We start from the raw sequence: 18,200 nt of genomic DNA on the forward strand, positions 1-18,200 counted from the left end.
GGTCCGGTGCGTCCGGTAGGTCCGGTGGGTCCGGTGCGTCCGGTAGGTCCGGTGGGTCCGGTAGCCCGCCACGGGGGCTGAGCCCGTCAGAGGCGGGCGATGTCGGTGCGGGGCATGCGGGGGGTGCGGCGGGGTGGGGCGTGGCCGGCCAGGAGGATGAGGCGGGCGGCTCGGTGGCGTTGGCCCGCGTACGGGGCCAGGAGCTCCAGCATGGCGGCGTCGTCCGTGTCGCGTTCGCCGATGAGGGCGTAGCCGACGATGCCGGGGAGGTGGAGGTCGCCGGTGGTGACGGCGTCGGGGGCGCCGTTGCTGCGCTGGAGGGTCTCGGCCGAGGTCCAGGGGCCGATGCCGGGGATGGCCTCCAGGCGGGCGGTGGCCTGTGGGAGGTCCATGGCCGCGGCCTCCTCGACGCGGTGGGCGACCCGGGCGGCGCGGACGATGGTGGCGGAGCGCTTGGAGTCGACCCCGGCCTTGTGCCAGCCCCAGGACGGGATCAGGGCCCAGGCGCGGGCGGTGGGGGCGACGTAGAGCTCCTGCGGGCCGGGCGCGGGCTCGCCGTACTGGCGGACGAGGCGGCGCCAGGAACGATAGGCCTCGTCGCTGGTGACCTTCTGCTCCAGGATGGTCGGGATCAGCGACTCAAGTACGAGTCCGGTCCTGGTCAGCCGCAGGCCGGGGCGGCGGCGATGGCTGGCGTGCACGAGCCGGTGGCGTGGGACGAAGACGGTGGGGTCGTCGTCGGCGCCGAGCAGGGACGGGAGTTGGCCGAGCATCCAGTCGGCGCCCGGTCCCCAGGCCTCGGCATGGATCGCCTCGCCGGGTGAGGGCTGGGTGACGCGGAGGGTGGCGGGGCCCTGGGGGGTTTGGCTGGCGCGCCAGACCGAGCCGTCGGGGGTGGTGCGGAAGGTGGGGTCGGCGGGGCCGCGTCGGAGAGGGCCGAGGGTGAGACCGAGGTCGACGGGGCCGTCGGGGGTCCAGACGCGGGGCTTTGCCGGGGCTCCGGGTGGGGCGGGGGTGCCGGCGGCGGCTTGGCCCTGGGGCACGGTGGTGCGGCCGCCGCGGACTGCGGTGCGGGTGAGGGGGTCGAAGCGGCCGGCCATGCCCTTGAGCGTAGCCCGGCGGGGGCGGGGGNNCGCGCCTCACGCGCCGGCGGGGCTGGACCGGCCGCTGGGCTCCGCCCCTGGCCCCTCTCGCGGCTCCCTGCCGGGGGGTCCCTCTTCGCCTCGATACCGGCCAGCTCCAGCTGCGGGTTCCGGTGCCCGGGGCGGTGCCGGATGTGCCTGCGGCACAGGGTCGCCGCTGCGCGGGGCCTTCTCCCCGCCCCGCCCTTCCTCCGTTCCCCGGGCTCCGCCCGGACCCGCGCCTCAAACGCCGGCGGGGCTGAAAGACCCTGGGGCTCCGCCCCAGACCCCGCGCCTCAAACGCCGGCGGGGCTGGATTTCTCAGCCTCGCCGGCGTTTGAGGCGCGGGGGGCCGGGGGCTGGCCCCCGGCAGCGGCGCCGCAGGCGGGCGGGGTCGGTGTACCGCCGGGGGCTAGCGGCCCTGGAGTTTGGCTGAGGTTGTTCGGGTGGAGGGGAGTTGGCTGTAGAGGAGTTTGCCGGGGCATTCCGTGGCGAAGCCGTCCCGGTGGCCTGAGATGACGTTCATCGAGACGGCCTGGCCCTTGGGGTAGAGGTTGCCGCCGCCCGAGGTGAGGGTGGTCTTCGCGCGCGGGTCCCGTCCGAACAGGCCGAGCTTCCACGCCGTGAGCTGGGCGACCGCCTGCACCGCGACGTTCGGCGGGGTCGTCGTGGAGTACGTGCCGAGCACGGCGATGCCCATGCTGTTCGTGTTGAACCCCATGGTGTGCGCGCCGAGCACCGCGTTCACGACGCCGCCCGCGCGGCCCTCGTAGATCGTTCCGCACTTGTCGACGGCGAAGTTGTAGCCGAGGTCGCGCCAGCCCATGCTGATCACGTGGTACCGGTACAGGCTGCGGAGCACCGCCGGGGCGTCCGTGCAGGCGTAGTTGTTGCCGGAGGCGCTGTGGTGGACGAAGGCCGCCTTGACCGTGCTCGTGTAGACGAAGCCCTTCTCGCGCAGGGTCTCGTCCGCACCCCACCCCTTGCGGGTGACGATTCCCGGGCGCGGGCCGATGAACGGGCGCGCGGCCGCGCTGAGCGTGCCGTCGCTCGCGGCGATCGCGTCGGCGGTCGTGTCGGCCTTGTTGAGCGGCGCGATCTCGTTCGCGCCCAGCGGGGCGAGCGGGACGTTGGCGGAGGAGGACTCCGTCATCTCCATCGTCATGCCCGGGACTGTCGTCGGCGTGCCCTTGCCGTTGCCGGCCGGCTTCCGCGCCGGGGCGCCTGCTGGGTCGTCGCCCTTCGGGGCACCTGTTGGGGCGCCCGCCGGGTCGTCCTTCCGGGCGCCCGCCGGGGCGCCCGCCGGGTCGTCCTTCCGGGCGCCCGCCGGGGCGCCCGCCGGGTCGTCCTTCCGGGCGCCCGCCGGGGCGCCCGCCGGGTCGTCCTTCCGGGCACCTGCCGGGGCGCCTGCCGGGTCGTCCTTCCGGGCACCTGCCGGGGCGCCTGCCGGGTCGTCCTTCCGGGCGCCCGCCGGGTCGTCCTTCGGAGCGCCTGGCGGGTCGTTCTTCGGAGCGCCCGTTGAGGCGTCCGTCGGGGTGCCCGGCGAGGCGCCCGTCGAGCTGCCCGGCGAGGCATCCGCCGAGGTGCCGTTCTTGGCGTCCGCCGCCGCCGGCGCGGGCGCCGCGCCCGGGTCGACCAGTTCGATGCGCATACCCGACGGGAGGTGGTTCACCGTACGGGTGCCGGATTCCGCCTGGACGCGGACCTCCACTCCGTCGGACGCGCCGACCCACAGCGGGGCGGTGCTGCCGCGGACCCGGCCGTTGCCGCGTTCCGCTGCGTCGGGGTCGGCGGCGTGCTCGCTGTTGTGGGTTTCGAGGTCCTGCCAGCCGGACCAGTTCTCCGTCCCCACGGCGCGGGTGCGGACCTGGACGCGGCCGATCAGCTGGGTGTCCACGTCGTCCCAGACGACGCCGACCAGCGAGAAGGTCTTGACGTCGCGCGCGGTCAGGCCCTGCGTCTCGGGCAGGCCGGGCGAGGCGCTCATGCCGGGGACGCCGGGGGTGCGCTCCGCCGACGGCCCCACGGGGACCAGCGGCAGCGACTGAGTGGACCCGCCGGGGGTCACGGGGGCGGCCGCGCTCGTGGACGGAGTGGCCAGGGCCGGAGTAGGGAGCGCGAGCGGCAGGGCCAGTGCTGCAGCCGTCGCGACGCCGATCGAGGAAACAAGGAATCCACGCATGAAAAGGATGTTGAGTACGCACACACCTGAGCGCCATTCGAAAACTGACGGTTTGTCGGAATTGGGGTCGACCTGCCTCGTCTGGACGGGGGAGGCCGTGCCCGCCGTACGGGGGACCGGGCCGCGTAACCTGTCCCGGGTGAACGCCACTGACCGCACCCCTGCCGACCTGCTGCGATCCGCGCTCGCCGCCGATCCGGGCCGCCCGCTCGTCACCTTCTACGACGACGCCACGGGCGAGCGCGTCGAATTGTCCGTCGCCACCTTCGCCAATTGGGTGGCCAAGACCGCCAATCTGCTCCAGGGAGACCTGGGCGCCGAGCCCGGCAACCGGCTCGCGCTGCTGCTCCCCGCGCACTGGCAGAGCGCCGTCTGGCTGCTCGCCTGCGCCTCGGTCGGGGTCGTCGCCGAGGTGGGCGGGGACCCCGCCGACGCCGACCTGGTGGTGAGCGGGCCCGGCACCCTGGAGGAGGCCTCGGCCTGTTCCGGCGAACGGGTCGCGCTCGCGCTGCGGCCGCTGGGCGGACGGTTCCCGCAGCCGCCCGCCGGGTTCGCGGACTATGCGGTGGAGGTGCCGGGGCAGGGCGACCGGTTCGCCCCCTTCGCGCCCGTGGATCCGCACGGCCCCGGGCTGGTGGTCGGGGGCGAGGAGCTCTCGTACGTACGGATCACCGAGCGCGCCCGCGAGGACGCGCTGAAGCTCGGCCTCGGCGAGGGCTCGCGGGTGCTGTCCGGGCTCGGCTACGACACCTGGGACGGGCTCTCGGCCGGGCTGTTCGCGGCCCTGGCCACGGGCGGCTCCGTCGTGCTGTGCCGGAACCTGGACCGGCTCTCCGCGGACGGCCTGGCGCAGCGGATCGAGAGCGAGCGCGTCACCCACACCGTGTAACCCGCCCGTCACCCATACCGCTCAACGGCAACAACAGGCGATTTGTCACCCACATGGCCCTAGCCAGGGGCCTGCCCCCGGGCCGCTTCGGCATCCCGGGGGCAGGATCGGCACCAGGCCCGTGCCCACCCGTACGGCGCGCACCTGCACAGCCCAGCGCGGAGCGGCGAGGGGACGGAACGCGAGTGAAGGACAGCGCAGGCATACCGGGCGGCACCCAAGCGGCCGGAGGCACCTCGAAGCCCCCGCGAAACCGCCGGCGCCGCCTCCTGCGCTGGATCGGGCTCGGGCTGGTCCTGCTGGTCCTCGCCGGGGTGGCCGGCGGCTGGTGGGTCTACAACAAGCTCGACGGGAACATCACCGAGGACGCCTCGGCGGAGGCCGAGCTGCGGCGCTACGAGCGGGAGCGCCCGACGCGCCTCGGCGACGGCGCCCAGAACATCCTGCTGATCGGCTCGGACTCGCGCTCCGGCACGGAGAACGCGAAGTACGGACGGGACGGCGGCACCCAGCGCTCGGACACCACGATCCTGCTGCACCTGCCGGCGGACCGCAGGAGTGCGACGGCGGTGTCCATACCCAGGGACCTGATGGCGGAGATCCCGAGCTGCCTCCAGCCGGACGGCAGCCGCACCACCGAGCAGTTCGGGCAGTTCAACTGGGCGTTCCAGTGGGGTGGGGCCGCCTGCACGATCCGGACGGCGGAGCGGCTCAGCGGGATCCGGATCGACCACCACGTGGTGGTGGACTTCGGCGGGTTCAAGAAGATGGTCGACGCGATCGGCGGGGTGGAGGTCTGCCTCAAGCAGCCGATGGACGACCCCGAGGCCAGGCTGAAGCTGCCCGCCGGGCGCCAGACCCTCCAGGGTGAGCAGGCCCTCGGCTTCGTCCGCGCCCGCTACAGCCTGGGCAACGGCAGCGACACCGAACGGATGGAGCGCCAGCAGCAGTTCCTCGGCTCGCTGGTGAAGAAGGTGCAGAGCAACGGCGTACTGCTGAATCCGGGGCGGCTGTATCCGCTGCTGGACGCGGCGACTTCCTCGGTGACCACGGACCCGGGGCTGGCCTCGCTGCGGGGCCTGTACGAACTCGTTCGGGGCGTACGGGACATACCGACCGACCAGATCAAGTTCCTGACCGTGCCCCGCCGCCCGTACACCGTGAACCCGAACCGGGACGAACTGCTGGAGCCGGACGCGGCCCTGCTGTTCGAGCAGCTGCGGATGGACAAGCCGGTGAGCGTGGCCCCCGCCGCACCCGAGAGCCCGCCCGCGGGGACCGGCGCGAGCCCCGCACCCGTCCCCACCTTCACGGGAACCACGGCGGGCTTCCCCGGTTGCCGGTAAAGGCAATCCCAAAAGCCGGTGCCCGAACCGACCTGGTTGGGGCGTTTACCCCGTAATAAGGGGAGTGGAATTTGTCACCAGCATGGTTTGCAGCTGACCTGGCCGGATAAGGTGAGCGATCCGGTGCCCAGACCAGCACAGAGGCCGTGCACCAGCAGCCGGATCGTTGACCGAGCGCCTGGGGGAGGCGCGTCGTGAGGCACCGACGGAGGATTCGAGCAACCGTGGATGCGCAAAGCCGTGGACGGGCCGACGAGATCGACCCCGCAGACCAGTGGGTCCTCAATCCCCGCACCGGCAACTACGAACTGCGACTGGACAGCTCCGCTGCGCAGCAGCAGCCGTCCGTCGGCGCCCCCCGCAGAGCCCCCCAGGCTCCCAAGGCACCCGAGGCACCCGAGCCCTCGCCCGTCGTGCCCAAGCCGCGCCGCGGCGACGGCCCGCCCGGTGGCCGGCGCGGAGGCCGCTCCCGCAGGGGCGGAGGCGGCGGCAGGGGCAGGAAGGCGCTGGTCATCACCGGCGGGACGCTGGCGTTCCTGCTGGTCGCCGGTTCGGTGGCGGGGTACTTGTACTACGACCACCTGAACAGCAACCTCAACGTCATCGACACCGGAACCGCGGGCAGCGGCGGCTTCAAGAAGGACCAGGCCGTCAACATCCTGGTCATCGGCACCGACAAGCGCAGCGGCGCCGGCAACGAGGGCTACGGGGACGCGAACAGCGTCGGCCACGCCGACACCACGATCCTGTTCCACGTGGCCAAGGACCGCAGCAACGCCACCGCGCTGTCGATCCCGCGCGACCTGATCACCAACATCCCGGCCTGCCCCACGAAGCAGCCCGACGGCTCGACGAAGGAGATCCCCGCAACAAAGGGGACCCGCTTCAACAACAGCCTCGGGCAGGAGGGCCGCGACCCGGGCTGCACGATGCGCACGGTCAAGGAGCTCACCGGGGTCACCGTCGACCACTTCATGATGGCCGACTTCAACGCCGTCAAGACGCTCAGCACGGCGGTCGGCGGCGTGCCGATCTGCCTGGCGAAGGCCGTCGACGACGAAGAGGGCTCCCACCTGAAGCTGCCCGCCGGCGAGCACCGGCTCCAGGGTGAGGAAGCCCTGGCGTTCGTCCGCACCCGGCATGCCTTCGGCAACCAGAGCGACCTCGACCGCATCAAGATCCAGCAGCAGTTCCTCAGCTCGATGATGCGCGAGATGAAGTCGAAGAAGACTCTGACCAGTCCGAAGAAGTTCCTGTCCCTCGCGGAGGCGGCCACCAAGTCGCTGAGCGTGGACTCGGGCATAGGGTCCATCGACCGGCTCACCGATCTGGCGAGCGAGTTGAAGGACATAGATCTCAAGAACATCACCTTCACCACGCTCCCGGTGATCGACAATCCGGCGGAGAAGGTCAAGGCCACCGTGGTCGTCAATCCCGCCCAGGCCGATCCGCTGCTGCAGATGATCCGGGGGGACGTCTCGCTCACGGAGGTCGAGAAGAAGGAGAAGGCCGCGAAGGAGGCGGCCGACGCGCAGGAGAAGAGCAAGCAGGAAGCGCTGCTCCAGGGCGACCGCGCGCAGGCCAGGGACGTCCGGGTGGACATCTACAACGGCGGCGGCCCCGCGGGTTCCGCCTCCACCACCCTGACCTGGCTGCAGAACAGCAAGGGCGTCTCCAGGGCGAGCAACCTGGGCAACGCGCCGGCCAAGGCCGACGCCACGCAGCTGGAATACGCCCCCAACCAGGCCGGCCAGGCCCGGGCGCTGGCGGACATGATGGGGCTGCCGGCCTCGGCTCTGAAGATCGGCTCGGCGGACGCCGCACCGAGGACTCCGATGAAGCTGACACTCGGCGCGGACTTCAAGGGGGCGGGGGTCTCGCTGACGGCGCCGCAGCAGGCACCGGAGGACATCCAGCGGGTCGAGGCGGACAAGGCGATCTGCGCCAAGTGACCGTCGGTTGACGGACCACCGCCGTCGTTGACGGAGCATCGCCGGCGAAACCGGCACCATACCGACCAATCAGTATCTTGAGGGGGGACGCGTGAGGCACAGCAGCGTGCGGGGGGAGGGGGCGCCCGATCAGGCCACCGGCGGTATATCCGGCGGCGGTTCGGGGGCGCCCGGCGCGGTGCCCTCACCACGGGACGGCACGGGCGGTACGGGCGGTACGGGCGGTACGGGCACCTCCCGGCGCGGCCCGGGCGGCCCGGGCGGCCGCGGGCGTACGCCCCGGCGGCGCCGGCGGCGCGTGCTGCTCTGGACGGCGTCCGTCCTGGCGTTCCTCATACTCGGGACATCGGCGGCCGGTTACCTCTACTACCGCTACCTCAACGGCAGCATCCAGACGGACGCCCTGAACCTGGGCGACACCAAACTGGGCGGGTCCAAGCCCAACGCCTTCGGGCAGACCCCGCTGAACATCCTGCTCATCGGCTCGGACGCCCGCGACGACGCGGCGAACCAGGCCCTGGGCGGGGCCAAGAACACCTTCAACGGCCCGCCCCTCGCGGACGTGCAGATGCTGCTGCACCTGTCCGCCGACCGCAGCAACATGTCCGTGGTGTCGATGCCGCGCGACACCTTGCTGATGATGCCCAAGTGCACCGAGCCGGGACCCAACGGCAAGGTGCACCCGGCCAGCAGGGGGCTCGTGCAGACCAACGAGTCCCTCAGCCGGGGCGGCCCGGGCTGCACGGTCGCGGCCTGGACCGAGCTGACCCGCATACCCATCGACCACTTCATGATGATCGACTTCAAGGGCGTGGTGTCGATGGCGGACGCCATCGGCGGCGTCCCGGTCTGCGTCCAGCAGAACGTCCACTCGCGCACCAAGGAGGGCAAGGGCTCCGGCCTGAAGCTGCCCAAGGGCGAGAACATCATCCAGGGCGAGCAGGCCCTCCAGTGGCTGCGCACCCGCTACGGCTTCGAGGACGGCACCGACCTCGGCCGCACCCACGCCCAGCACATGTACATGAACGCCATGGCCCGCGAGTTCCGCAAGAACGCCAAGCTCACCAACCCGGTGAAGCTCAACAGCCTGGCGCAGGCGGCGATCAGCGCCATGGTGGTGGACACCGGCCTCAATAAGATCGACAAGCTGTACGACCTCAGCGTGGAGCTCAAGAAGGTCCCCACCGGGCGGATCACGATGACCACCATGCCCTGGATCTACAGCCCGACGGACGACGCCCGCGTCGAGCCCAAGCCGGGTGAGGCCGAGGACCTGTTCCGGATGGTCCGTGAGGACATCCCGCTCGACGGCAAGGGCCCCGCGCAGCCCGCGGCCGCCGCCTCGGCTCCGGCCGCCTCCGGCTCCCCCGCCGCGAGCGCCGGCCCCGCCGATCCCACGGCACCGGCCGCGAGCGCCGGCCCCGCCGCGCCGCCGGCGCAGATCCGGGTCGGGGTCCGCAACGCCACGGGCGGCAAGGACGGCGCCGAGGCCAAGGCGAAGGGCCGGGCGACCGAGGTCGCCGGGCTGCTGGCCGGCAAGGGCTTCACCAGGGCCGCCGCCGACAACCAGGCCGCCGGCGAGGACACCACGGTGATCCGCTACGCGAAGCCCGACCAGGCCGGTGACGCGGCCGCCGTGGCCGCCGCCCTGGGCCTGCCGGCCGACTCGGTTGAGAAGAGCGATTCCGTCTCCGGGATCACCCTGTTCGTGGGCAAGGACTGGCGGACCGGCAACGCGCCGACCCCGCCGCCGCCGGCCCCCACCAAGGCCCCCGACTCGGCCCGCCCGCTCAACGGTGACGACGACCAGGCCTGCATGGAGATCCAGCCGGGCTTCACCTGGTAGCGGCCGTACATCCGACGAAGGGGCCCGGCGGATTCGATTCCGATCCGCCGGGCCCCTTCGTCGTACGGGAACGCGCCCCTACCGGCCCTGGCCGGCCGGCGCCGCGTCGGCGCGCACCGACGGGCGGCGGCTCGCGATGACCTTGTCGGCCAGCGCGCGCGGGCTGGTCAGGAAGCCGAAGCCCCAGCACATGTGCATGGTGGCGAGGGCCACCGGGATCTGCGCCCGGGCCTTGAGCGAGAGGCCCTTGCCGGCCGGGACGGACCCGGCAGTGATCGCCGCGAGGTAGCCCGCCGGGACGACGAAGGCCCACGGAGTGAGCGCCGCGCCGGCCACCACACCGGCCGCGATCGCGCAGACGGCGGCCGGCGGGGCCAGGTAGCGCAGGTTGATGGAGCCCGAGTGGTAGCGGGCCACCACGTGCCGCCAGCGGCCGTAGTCCTTGTACTGCTTGGCCAGCGCCCGGACGGAGGGCCGCGGGCGGTACTGGACCTTCAGCTCGGGCGAGAACCAGATGAGCCCGCCGGCCTCGCGGATGCGGAAGTTCAGCTCCCAGTCCTGGGCGCGGATGAACTCCTCGTTGTAGCCGCCCTGCTGTTCCAGCGCCTCGCGGCGGAAGACGCCCAGGTACACGGTCTCGGCCGGGCCGGCCTGGCCGCCGGTGTGGAAGGCGGCGTTGCCGACGCCGATCTTCGACGTCATCGCAGCGGCGACGGCGTCCTCCCAGGCGTTCTCGCCCTCGGCGTGCATGATGCCGCCGACGTTCTGCGCGCCGGTCTCCTCCAGGAGGCGGACAGCGGTGGCGATGTAGTTCGGCGAAAGCATGCCGTGGCCGTCGACGCGTACCACGATCGGGTGGCGCGAGGCCTTGATGGCCGCGTTGAGGGCGGCCGGGGTGCGTCCGGTGGGGTTCGGGACGGTGTGGACGCGGGGGTCTTCGCGTACGAGCTCGGCGGCGATCTCGTCGGTGCGGTCCGTGGACGGCCCGAGCGCGATCACCACCTCCATCTCGCCTGCGTACTCCTGTCCGAGGATGTGCCGGACGGAGTCGCGCAGGTGGCGCTCCTCATTGAGCACCGGCATGATCACCGAGACTGCGGGCTGCTGGGCGGGCATGTCGTCCTTCGAGGTCGGGTACCGGTGTCACGTTACCGCGTACGGGGGAAATGGGTGCGCGCCGGACGAGCGGTACGGACAGAGGCTGATCGTATGGGCCTACTGTTCTGACAATCCGATCTAACGACTCTGTTTGCCTCTGCTTGTCGTTGTTGTCGTTGTTGTCGTTGCTCGTAGCCGTTCATCGCTGGCTTTGCCCCTGCTGATCCCGCGGAGGTGTCCGCCGTGCCCCAGCCGCACCGTCCCACCCGTCCCGCCAGGCCACCTCAGCCGCAGCGTGCGCGGCGGAGCGGCGGTCCGGCCCGGCGCCGGGTCGACAAGCCCCGGTGGGGGGTTCGGATCGCGGCCGGGGTGTCGGTGGTCGTGCTGGGCTCGGGAGCCATCGGGCACGCCGTGATGACCGGGCTGGACACCGGGATCGAGCGGGTAGACCCGTTCAAGGACATGAAGAACCGCCCGCCGGCCGGGCACGGGGTGAACTTCCTGCTCGTAGGCACCGACGGGCGGGAGAAGATCAGCCCGGACGAGAAGCGCGAGTACCGGCTGGGCGGGGCGCCCTGCCACTGCACCGACACGATCATGCTGGTGCACATCTCGGCGGACAAGGAGCGGGCCAGCGTGGTCAGCCTGCCCCGGGACAGCTACGCCGAGGTGCCCGCGCACCGGGACCTGGTGACGGGGAAGGCGCACAAGGCGCACCCGGTGAAACTCAACGCGGCGTACGCGGAGGGCGGGCCCGGGCTGACCGTGCGCACGGTCGAGAGCATGACCCGGGTGAAGATCGACCACTACCTGGAGGTCGACTTCACCAGCTTCATGAAGACCGTGGACGCGGTGGGCGGCGTGGACATCTGCACCGCCAAGACCATGCGCGACACCCACACCGGCTTGGAGCTGCTGCCGGGCACGCACCGGCTCACCGGCGGCCAGGCCCTGCAGTACGTGCGCTCGCGCCATGTGGACGGGGCCGCGGACCTCGGCAGGATGCAGCGCCAGCAGCGGTTCATGGCCGCCCTGATCGAACAGGCGACCGGCAGCGGGGTGCTGCTGAACCCGGTGAAGTTCAAACAGGTCAGCTCCACGCTGCTGGGCTCGGTGCGGGCCGACCGGGGCTTCGGCTCGGAGCAGATGCTGGCGCTGGGCCAGGCCATGCGGGACTTCAGCCCCTCGTCCTCCGAGTTCGCCTCGGTCCCCGTCGGCAACCCCTCGTACAAGGTCAAGGGCACCGGCTCGACGGTGAAGTGGGACGAGCCGAAGGCCGCGAAGCTCTTCGAATCGCTCCGGGACGACCGGCCGCTGGCGCCCGCCCGGCCGGGGCGGGCCGCCGCCCGTCCCGCGGCGGTGCCCGTGGACGTGGCCCCGCAGCAGATCCGGGTCCAGGTGGAGAACGGGACCCGGATCGACGGGCTGGGCGGCCGGGTGGACGCGGCGCTGCGCGACACCGGCTTCGACACCACCCGGGCCCCGGGGAACGGCGCCAGCCGCGAGGTCAAGCGCACGGTGGTCGCGTACGACCCGCGGTGGGACCGCTCCGCGCGGACGGTGTCGACCGCGCTGCCGGGCAGTGAGCCGCGGGCGGTGGCGGGCCAGGGGCGGACGGTGCTGGTGATCGCGGGCGCGGACTACAGGAAGGTGGTCCCGGTACGGGCCGAGGACCCGTACCAGGGCGAATTCGGTGTGGTCACGGGCGATCAGGTGGTCTGCGGCAAATAGCGCGGGCCGCCGTCGGTCGCCTCGGCCGCCGGGCCGCCCCGGCCGCCCCCTGTCGCCCCCGGCCGCCCCCGGCCGCCCCGGCCGCCCCGGCCGCCCCGGCCGCCCCGGCCGCCTCGGCCGCCCCGGCAGTCTCAGTCGTCGAGCCCCTCGGCCGAGCGGCGCTCGCGCAGCTCCTTGATCGCCTGGCGCCGGGCGAGGCGGTGGGTGCGGCGGATCTGCGCCTCCTGGTAGCGGCGCTTGTCCTGCTCGGTCTCGGGGAGGACGGGCGGGACGGTGCGCGGCTTGCCCTCGGCGTCGACCGCCGTGAAGACGAGGTAGGCGCTGCCGACCTGGGTGGGCGGGGTGGACTCGTTCCACCGCTCCGCGAGCACGCGTACGCCGATCTCCATCGAGGAGCGGCCGGTCCAGTTGCACTGCGCGCGCACGTGGACCAGGTCCCCGACCCGGACCGGGGCGAGGAAGGCCATCTCGTCCATGGACGCGGTGACCGCCGGACCGCCCGAGTGGCGGCCGGCCACGGCACCGGCCGCGTCGTCCACCAGTTTCATGATCACGCCGCCGTGCACCGTGCCGAGGAGGTTGGTGTCGTTCGCGGTCATGATGTGGCTGAGGGTGGTCCGGGCAGCCGATGTCGGCTTGCCGGGAAGATCGCCCGGTATCTCTGTCATACAGCCACCTTAGAGGCGTCCGCGATGCATCAGCTCTGCAACAGCACCGGTACGAACCTCCCCCCGGGCTGTCGGACGACACGCCCGGCCAGGCATCCTTGGGCGCATGAATGACTGGCCAGAAGGGTGGACCGGCGACCGAGACGACCGCGGCCGCCGCGATGACGGGTACGGACGCGGCAGCGCCCAGGCACAGCCGGAGGGCGCGCAGCGGATGCGGCACGTCCAGCGGCAGCGGCCTCCGCAGCCCCCGAGCCACCCGGCGGGACCGGCGGCGCCGCCCGCCCGGCGTCCCGGCGTACCGCCGCAGCAGGCGCAGAGCCCGGACGGGTACGGCGGCTACGACAGCGGATACAACACCGGCCAGGTCTACGGGTCCCCCGCAGGCGCTCCGCCGGCCGGACCGGGAGGCCCCGGCGGCCCCGGTGGTCCCGGCGGCCCGGGCCGCCCGGCGCGGGCGCCCGGCCCGGCCCCGGACTGGCGCAGGCGGATCAAGATCGGCTCCATCGTGCTGGTCTCCGCGCTGCTGGTCACCACCGTCGGCACCTACTTCTGGGCCGACTCCAAGGTGCGCCGCGAGGTCGACCTGTCCAAGGTCATCGAGCGCCCCAAGGAAGGCGACTGCACGACGTACCTCATCGTCGGCTCCGACAGCCGCGAGGGCATGTCCGCCGAGGAGAAGAAGAAGCTCCACACGGGCTCGGCCGAGGGCAAGCGGACCGACTCGATGATGATCCTGGCGGCCTGCTCCAGCGGGAACACGATGGTGTCGCTGCCCCGCGACTCGGACGTGGAGATCCCCTCCTTCGTCGGCTCCGAGTCCGGGAAGAAGTTCCCGGGCAAGGGCAAGCGGACGAAGCTGAACGCCGCGTACGCGGAGGACGGCCCGGAGCTGCTGGTGCGCACGGTGGAGTTCAACACCGGCCTGCGCATCGACCACTACGCGGAGATCGGCTTCGCGGGTTTCGCGGGCATCGTGGACGCGCTCGGCGGCGTCGACATGAACATCGAGAAGGGCTTCAAGGACGAGAAGTCGGGCGCCGACTTCAAGGCCGGCGAGCAGACCCTCAACGGCGAGCAGGCGCTGGCCTTCGTACGCACCCGGTACGCCTTCGCCGAATCGGACCTCCAGCGGACGAAGAACCAGCAGAAGTTCCTGTCCACGCTGGCCAGTCAGGCGGCCACGCCGAGCACGATCCTCAACCCGTTCAAGCTGTACCCGGTACTGGGCGCGGGCCTGGACACGCTGATCGTGGACAAGGACATGTCCCTGTGGGACCTGGGCGACATGTTCTTCGCGATGAAGGGCATCAGCGGCGGCGAGGGCGTGTCGATGAACATGCCGATCTCGGGCGAGCGCGGCGGCAACCTGATCTGGGACAAGGCGAAGGTCCAGCAGCTGGTGAAGCAGATCCAGAACGACGAGAAGGTCACGGTCACCTCCAACCGCTGACGGACAGCCGGCCCAGGAGTGGGCCGAAGGCATAGACCTTCGGGGTGAGTTGGCCCACTCCCCACGGAGGCCGGTGGACAGCGGGCGGGGCTGTCGTAAGACTGTTGCGCTGCAAGCGCCTGGTGGGGAGCCCGGGGTTGGCCGCCCCGCGGGTGCGTCCGGGCATCCGGGCAGGCGTCCGACCTGCCCATGGAGCGTTCATGTCCTTGCACCCGTTCCCGCGTGTCGTCAACGCCCCACGGCGGGAGGGTGAGCGGGCGGCGCAGCAGCCGGTGGCGGTTCCCGGGGGCGTGCTGCCGCGGTTGCGCGTCCTGGACGGGCTGCGGATCGCCGCGGCCGTGGCGGTGCTGCTCCACCACTACACGCGCGAGCAGCTCTGGGGGCGCGAGGCGTTCGGCTGGCTGACCGTGGCCGGGCGCTACAGCTGGATCGGCGTCGAGCTGTTCTTCATGATCAGCGGCTTTGTCATCTGCATGTCCGCCTGGGGCCGGCCGCTCGGGGCGTACCTGCGCGGCCGGGTGGTCCGGCTGGCGCCCGCGTACTGGTTCTGCGTCCTGCTGACGATGGCCGTCCTGCTGGCCGCCGGGAAGCCGTTCGGCGGCGCCGGGCCGGGGCTGAGCCAGGTCGTCACCAACCTGACGATGCTCCAGACCCCGCTCAAGAGCACCTCGCTGGACGCCTCGTACTGGACGCTCTGGTCCGAGGTGCGGTTCTACCTGATCTTCGCCGTCGTCGCCTGGACGGGCCTGACGTACCGCAAGGTCCTCAACTTCTGCTGGATCTGGACGGTCGCCTCGCTGCTGGCGCCCACTTCGGGGCTGCCACTGCTGGAGAACCTCGCGAACCCGGTCTACTCACCGCTGTTCATCTCCGGCATCTGCTTCTACCTCATCCGCCGCGAGGGCCCCCGGGTGGGGGAGCCGTGGGTCCTGCTGGCGTTCTGCTGGATGCTGATGCAGCGCTGGCTCAACGACATCGTGCACTGGAACACCGTGGACGGCGACCGGCTGTCCTGGGAGATGTGCCTCGCCGTCGTGACCCTGTGCTACGCGGCGATGGCCGCCGTTGCCCTGGGGTGGCTGGACCGGATCGACTGGCGCTGGCTGCCGGTCGCCGGGGCGATGTCGTATCCGCTCTACCTGCTCCACCAGCAGATCGGCATCACCCTGCTCGCCCGGTGGAGCCACGACGTCGAGCCCTGGACGCTGCTGCTCTCGGCGACGGCCGTGATGCTGGTGGCCAGCTGGCTGATCCAGCGGTTCGTGGAACGGCCGGCCTGCGCACGGCTGCGCCGCGTGCTGGAGAAGCGGCCCGCGCGGCGTGGCGGAGGGGAACGGTCAGCGGTCCGAGGAGAAGCGGACCGAGCCTGACGGCAGCTCGGTCTCGCACCAGACCCGCACCCCGGCGCGGAGTTCGTTGTCGGCCCCCACGATGGCGCCGTCGCCGATGACCGCGCCGTCCAGCACCGTGCGCGAGCCCACCGAGGCACGGGCGCCGACCAGGCTGGAGCGCACCCGGGTGTCCGCGCCGATGATCGCGCCGTCCAGCACGATGGAGCCCTCTACGACCGCTCCCGCCTCGATACGGGCGCCGGCGCCGACCACGGTGCCGCCGGAGAGCTTCGCCCCGTCGGCCACGTTGGCCCCCGGAAGGACCAGGGCCTCGCCGCGGGGGCCCGGTACGGCCGGGGAGGACACGACGCCGCGTACGAGATCGGCGGAGGCCTGGACGAAGGACTCGGGCTTGCCGAGGTCCAGCCAGTACGTGTCCTCGGTGACGCCGTGCAGCAGGGCGCCCGAGGCCAGCAGGCCGGGGAAGGTCTCGCGTTCGACGGAGACGGGGCGCTCGGCCGGAATGGAGTCGATCACGCTGCGGCGGAAGACGTAGCAGCCGGCGTTGATCTGGTCGGTGATGATCTCCTCGGGCGTCTGCGGCTTCTCGGTGAAGGCCAGCACCCGCCCGTCGGGGTCGGTGGGGACCAGGCCGAAGGCGCGCGGGTCCTCGACCCGCACCAGGTGCAGGGAGACGTCGGCGTCGGCCACCCGGTGGGACTCGACCAGGCCGGCGATGTCCAGGCCGGTGAGGATGTCCCCGTTGAAGACCAGGACGGGGTCGTCCGGGCCGCCGGTCAGCCGCTGGGCGGCGTTGCGGATGGCGCCGCCGGTGCCCAGGGGCTCGTCCTCGACGACGTACTCAAGGGTGATGCCGAAGGCGGTTCCGTCCCCGAAGTAGGGCTCGAAGACCTCGGCGAGGTAGCACGTGGCCATCACGATGTGCGTGACACCGGCGGCAGCGGCCCTGGCTATCTGGTGGGCGAGGAACGGAACACCGGCCGCCGGAACCATCGGCTTGGGGGTGTTGACCGTCACGGGGCGCAGGCGCGTTCCCTGTCCGCCGACCAGCAGGATCGCTTCCGTCATAGGTTTCCCCCCAAGCGGATCGGTCGTAAGGAGCCCCAAACTTAGCCCATCGTGAGCACGGCAGAGGCCGGAGGCGACTTCCTGGAGCCGCTTCCGGCCTCGGGCCGTACTGAGGGATCGTCAGAGCAGTTCAGGCCAAAGGGCTACGGCAGGTTGCGCGCCATGACGATCCGCTGCACCTGGTTCGTGCCTTCATAAATCTGCGTGATCTTGGCGTCGCGCATCATGCGCTCCACCGGGTAGTCACGGGTGTAGCCGTAGCCGCCGAGCAGCTGGACGGCGTCCGTGGTGACCTCCATGGCGACGTCGGACGCGAAGCACTTGGCCGCGGCGCCGAAGAAGGTGAGGTCTTCCTTGTCGCCTCCGGCGGAGACGCGCTCCGACTTGGCGGCGGCCGCGTACGTCAGCTGGCGGGCGGCCTCGATCTTCATGGCCATGTCCGCGAGCATGAACTGCACGCCCTGGAAGTCGCCGATCGGCTTGCCGAACTGCTTGCGCTCCTGGACGTAGCCCTTGGCGTAGTCCAGGGCGCCCTGCGCGATGCCGAGGGCCTGGGCCGCGATGGTGATGCGGGTGTGGTCCAGGGTCTTCATGGCGGTGGCGAAGCCGGTGCCCTCGGCGCCGATCATGCGGTCGGCGGGGATCCGCACGTTGTCGAGGTAGACCTCGCGGGTCGGGGAGCCCTTGATGCCGAGCTTCTTCTCGGGCGCACCGAAGGAGACGCCTTCGTCCGACTTCTCGACGACGAAGGCGGAGATGCCCTTGGAGCGCTTCTCCGGGTCGGTGACGGCCATGACCGTGTAGTACTCGGAGACGCCCGCGTTGGTGATCCAGCGCTTGACGCCGTTGAGCACCCAGAAGTCCCCGTCGCGCACGGCGCGGGTCTTCATGCCGGCGGCGTCGGAGCCCGCGTCGGGCTCGGAGAGGGCGTACGAGAACATCGCGTCGCCCTTGGCCAGCGGGCCGAGGTACTTGGCCTTGAGCTCCTCGGAGCCCGAGAGGATCACCGGGAGCGAGCCGAGCTTGTTCACGGCCGGGATCAGGGAGGAGGAGGCGCAGACGCGGGCCACCTCCTCGATCACGATCACGGTGGCGAGGGCGTCGGCGCCCGCGCCGCCGTAGGTCTCGGGAACGTGCACGGCGTGCAGGTCGTTGGCGACCAGCGCGTCGAGGGCCTCCTGCGGGAAGCGGGATTCCTCGTCGACCGCGGCGGCGAACGGCAGGATCTTCGCCTCGGCGAGCGAGCGGACGGACTCGCGGAGCATGTCGTGCTCCTCGGCCGGGCGGTACAGGTCGAAGTCGGCAGAACCCGCCAAGATTTCTCACTCCCCAGGGTGATGCGTGCTGCGTGATGCTAACTACCGTTAAGTAACCCAAGCTTAGTGGCCGGGGTCCCGGCAGCGATATGTAACGCGTACGTGAGCTGCGTGACAGCTGGTCGCCGCCGCCGTCGCGGAGGCGATGATTCCCCGGGAGCGTCCCCCCTCGAACGGC

Annotated in this window: 13 protein-coding genes; 7 read left to right on the top strand and 6 right to left on the bottom strand. The window is 71.8% G+C overall.

The window, feature by feature from the left end:
• Positions 1–86: 86 nt before the first annotated feature.
• Together J7I97_RS31925 and J7I97_RS31930 are read right to left on the bottom strand one after the other, a co-directional pair.
• Positions 87–1,100 carry a DNA-3-methyladenine glycosylase gene (locus tag J7I97_RS31925; protein ID WP_214942042.1) on the bottom strand — a complete coding sequence of 338 codons (1,014 nt, stop codon included), beginning with the start codon at positions 1,098–1,100 and terminating at the stop codon, positions 87–89.
• Between the two features lie 433 nt (positions 1,101–1,533).
• Positions 1,534–3,303, bottom strand: a complete 1,770-nt coding sequence (locus J7I97_RS31930) for an N-acetylmuramoyl-L-alanine amidase (RefSeq protein ID WP_214942045.1) — start codon at positions 3,301–3,303, stop codon at positions 1,534–1,536.
• Between the two features lie 139 nt (positions 3,304–3,442).
• On the opposite strand from J7I97_RS31930, the gene J7I97_RS31935 reads away from it, so the two are divergent.
• The 4 genes from J7I97_RS31935 to J7I97_RS31950 all read left to right on the top strand — a co-directional run bounded on the left by J7I97_RS31935 (position 3,443) and on the right by J7I97_RS31950 (position 9,336).
• On the top strand, positions 3,443–4,192 hold the full coding sequence (locus J7I97_RS31935) for a TIGR03089 family protein (protein ID WP_214942048.1): 750 nt from the start codon (positions 3,443–3,445) through the stop codon (positions 4,190–4,192).
• Positions 4,193–4,377: 185 nt separating this feature from the next.
• Positions 4,378–5,538 (top strand): LCP family protein, encoded by a 1,161-nt coding sequence (locus tag J7I97_RS31940; RefSeq protein WP_214942051.1) that lies wholly within the window; start codon positions 4,378–4,380, stop codon positions 5,536–5,538.
• Positions 5,539–5,762: 224 nt separating this feature from the next.
• On the top strand, positions 5,763–7,490 hold the full coding sequence (locus J7I97_RS31945; RefSeq protein ID WP_214942054.1) for an LCP family protein: 1,728 nt from the start codon (positions 5,763–5,765) through the stop codon (positions 7,488–7,490).
• Between the two features lie 91 nt (positions 7,491–7,581).
• The gene (locus J7I97_RS31950) at positions 7,582–9,336 is read left to right on the top strand and encodes an LCP family protein (protein WP_308369232.1); all 1,755 of its coding nucleotides are present in this window, start codon (positions 7,582–7,584) and stop codon (positions 9,334–9,336) included.
• A 78-nt stretch (positions 9,337–9,414) separates the two neighbouring features.
• On the opposite strand, the gene J7I97_RS31955 is transcribed toward J7I97_RS31950, so the two are convergent.
• Complete coding sequence (locus tag J7I97_RS31955; protein ID WP_214942056.1) at positions 9,415–10,452, bottom strand: glycosyltransferase family 2 protein; 1,038 nt, start codon at positions 10,450–10,452, stop codon at positions 9,415–9,417.
• 225 nt (positions 10,453–10,677) lie between these two features.
• Here J7I97_RS31955 and J7I97_RS31960 point away from each other — a divergent pair, with 225 nt between their 5' ends.
• Positions 10,678–12,165, top strand: a complete 1,488-nt coding sequence (locus J7I97_RS31960; protein ID WP_214942059.1) for an LCP family protein — start codon at positions 10,678–10,680, stop codon at positions 12,163–12,165.
• Positions 12,166–12,296: 131 nt separating this feature from the next.
• On the opposite strand, the gene J7I97_RS31965 is transcribed toward J7I97_RS31960, so the two are convergent.
• On the bottom strand, positions 12,297–12,833 hold the full coding sequence (locus J7I97_RS31965; protein ID WP_214942062.1) for an acyl-CoA thioesterase: 537 nt from the start codon (positions 12,831–12,833) through the stop codon (positions 12,297–12,299).
• Between the two features lie 106 nt (positions 12,834–12,939).
• Here J7I97_RS31965 and J7I97_RS31970 point away from each other — a divergent pair, with 106 nt between their 5' ends.
• Complete coding sequence (locus J7I97_RS31970; RefSeq protein ID WP_214942067.1) at positions 12,940–14,286, top strand: LCP family protein; 1,347 nt, start codon at positions 12,940–12,942, stop codon at positions 14,284–14,286.
• Between the two features lie 200 nt (positions 14,287–14,486).
• On the top strand, positions 14,487–15,656 hold the full coding sequence (locus J7I97_RS31975) for an acyltransferase (RefSeq protein WP_214942070.1): 1,170 nt from the start codon (positions 14,487–14,489) through the stop codon (positions 15,654–15,656).
• Here the strand turns inward: J7I97_RS31975 and J7I97_RS31980 are convergent.
• Together J7I97_RS31980 and J7I97_RS31985 are read right to left on the bottom strand one after the other, a co-directional pair.
• Positions 15,624–16,706 (bottom strand): NDP-sugar synthase, encoded by a 1,083-nt coding sequence (locus J7I97_RS31980; RefSeq protein WP_214942073.1) that lies wholly within the window; start codon positions 16,704–16,706, stop codon positions 15,624–15,626. The genes J7I97_RS31975 and J7I97_RS31980 overlap by 33 nt on opposite strands.
• A gap of 143 nt (positions 16,707–16,849) precedes the next feature.
• On the bottom strand, positions 16,850–18,022 hold the full coding sequence (locus J7I97_RS31985; protein ID WP_214942077.1) for an acyl-CoA dehydrogenase family protein: 1,173 nt from the start codon (positions 18,020–18,022) through the stop codon (positions 16,850–16,852).
• Between the last annotated feature and the right edge of the window lie 178 nt (positions 18,023–18,200).

It is taken from the genome of Streptomyces sp. ISL-87 (assembly GCF_018614095.1).
In the GTDB taxonomy this organism is placed as follows: domain Bacteria; phylum Actinomycetota; class Actinomycetes; order Streptomycetales; family Streptomycetaceae; genus Streptomyces.

Bases quoted from the DNA above. Each gene is read 5' to 3' on its own strand.
- J7I97_RS31925 (WP_214942042.1), bottom strand. From the start codon at position 1,100: ATGGCCGGCCGCTTCGACCCCCTCACCCGCACCGCAGTCCGCGGCGGC.
- J7I97_RS31955 (WP_214942056.1), bottom strand. From the start codon at position 10,452: ATGCCCGCCCAGCAGCCCGCAGTCTCGGTGATCATGCCGGTGCTCAAT.
- J7I97_RS31980 (WP_214942073.1), bottom strand. From the start codon at position 16,706: ATGACGGAAGCGATCCTGCTGGTCGGCGGACAGGGAACGCGCCTGCGC.
- J7I97_RS31965 (WP_214942062.1), bottom strand. From the start codon at position 12,833: ATGACAGAGATACCGGGCGATCTTCCCGGCAAGCCGACATCGGCTGCC.
- J7I97_RS31970 (WP_214942067.1), top strand. From the start codon at position 12,940: ATGAATGACTGGCCAGAAGGGTGGACCGGCGACCGAGACGACCGCGGC.
- J7I97_RS31930 (WP_214942045.1), bottom strand. From the start codon at position 3,303: ATGCGTGGATTCCTTGTTTCCTCGATCGGCGTCGCGACGGCTGCAGCA.
- J7I97_RS31975 (WP_214942070.1), top strand. From the start codon at position 14,487: ATGTCCTTGCACCCGTTCCCGCGTGTCGTCAACGCCCCACGGCGGGAG.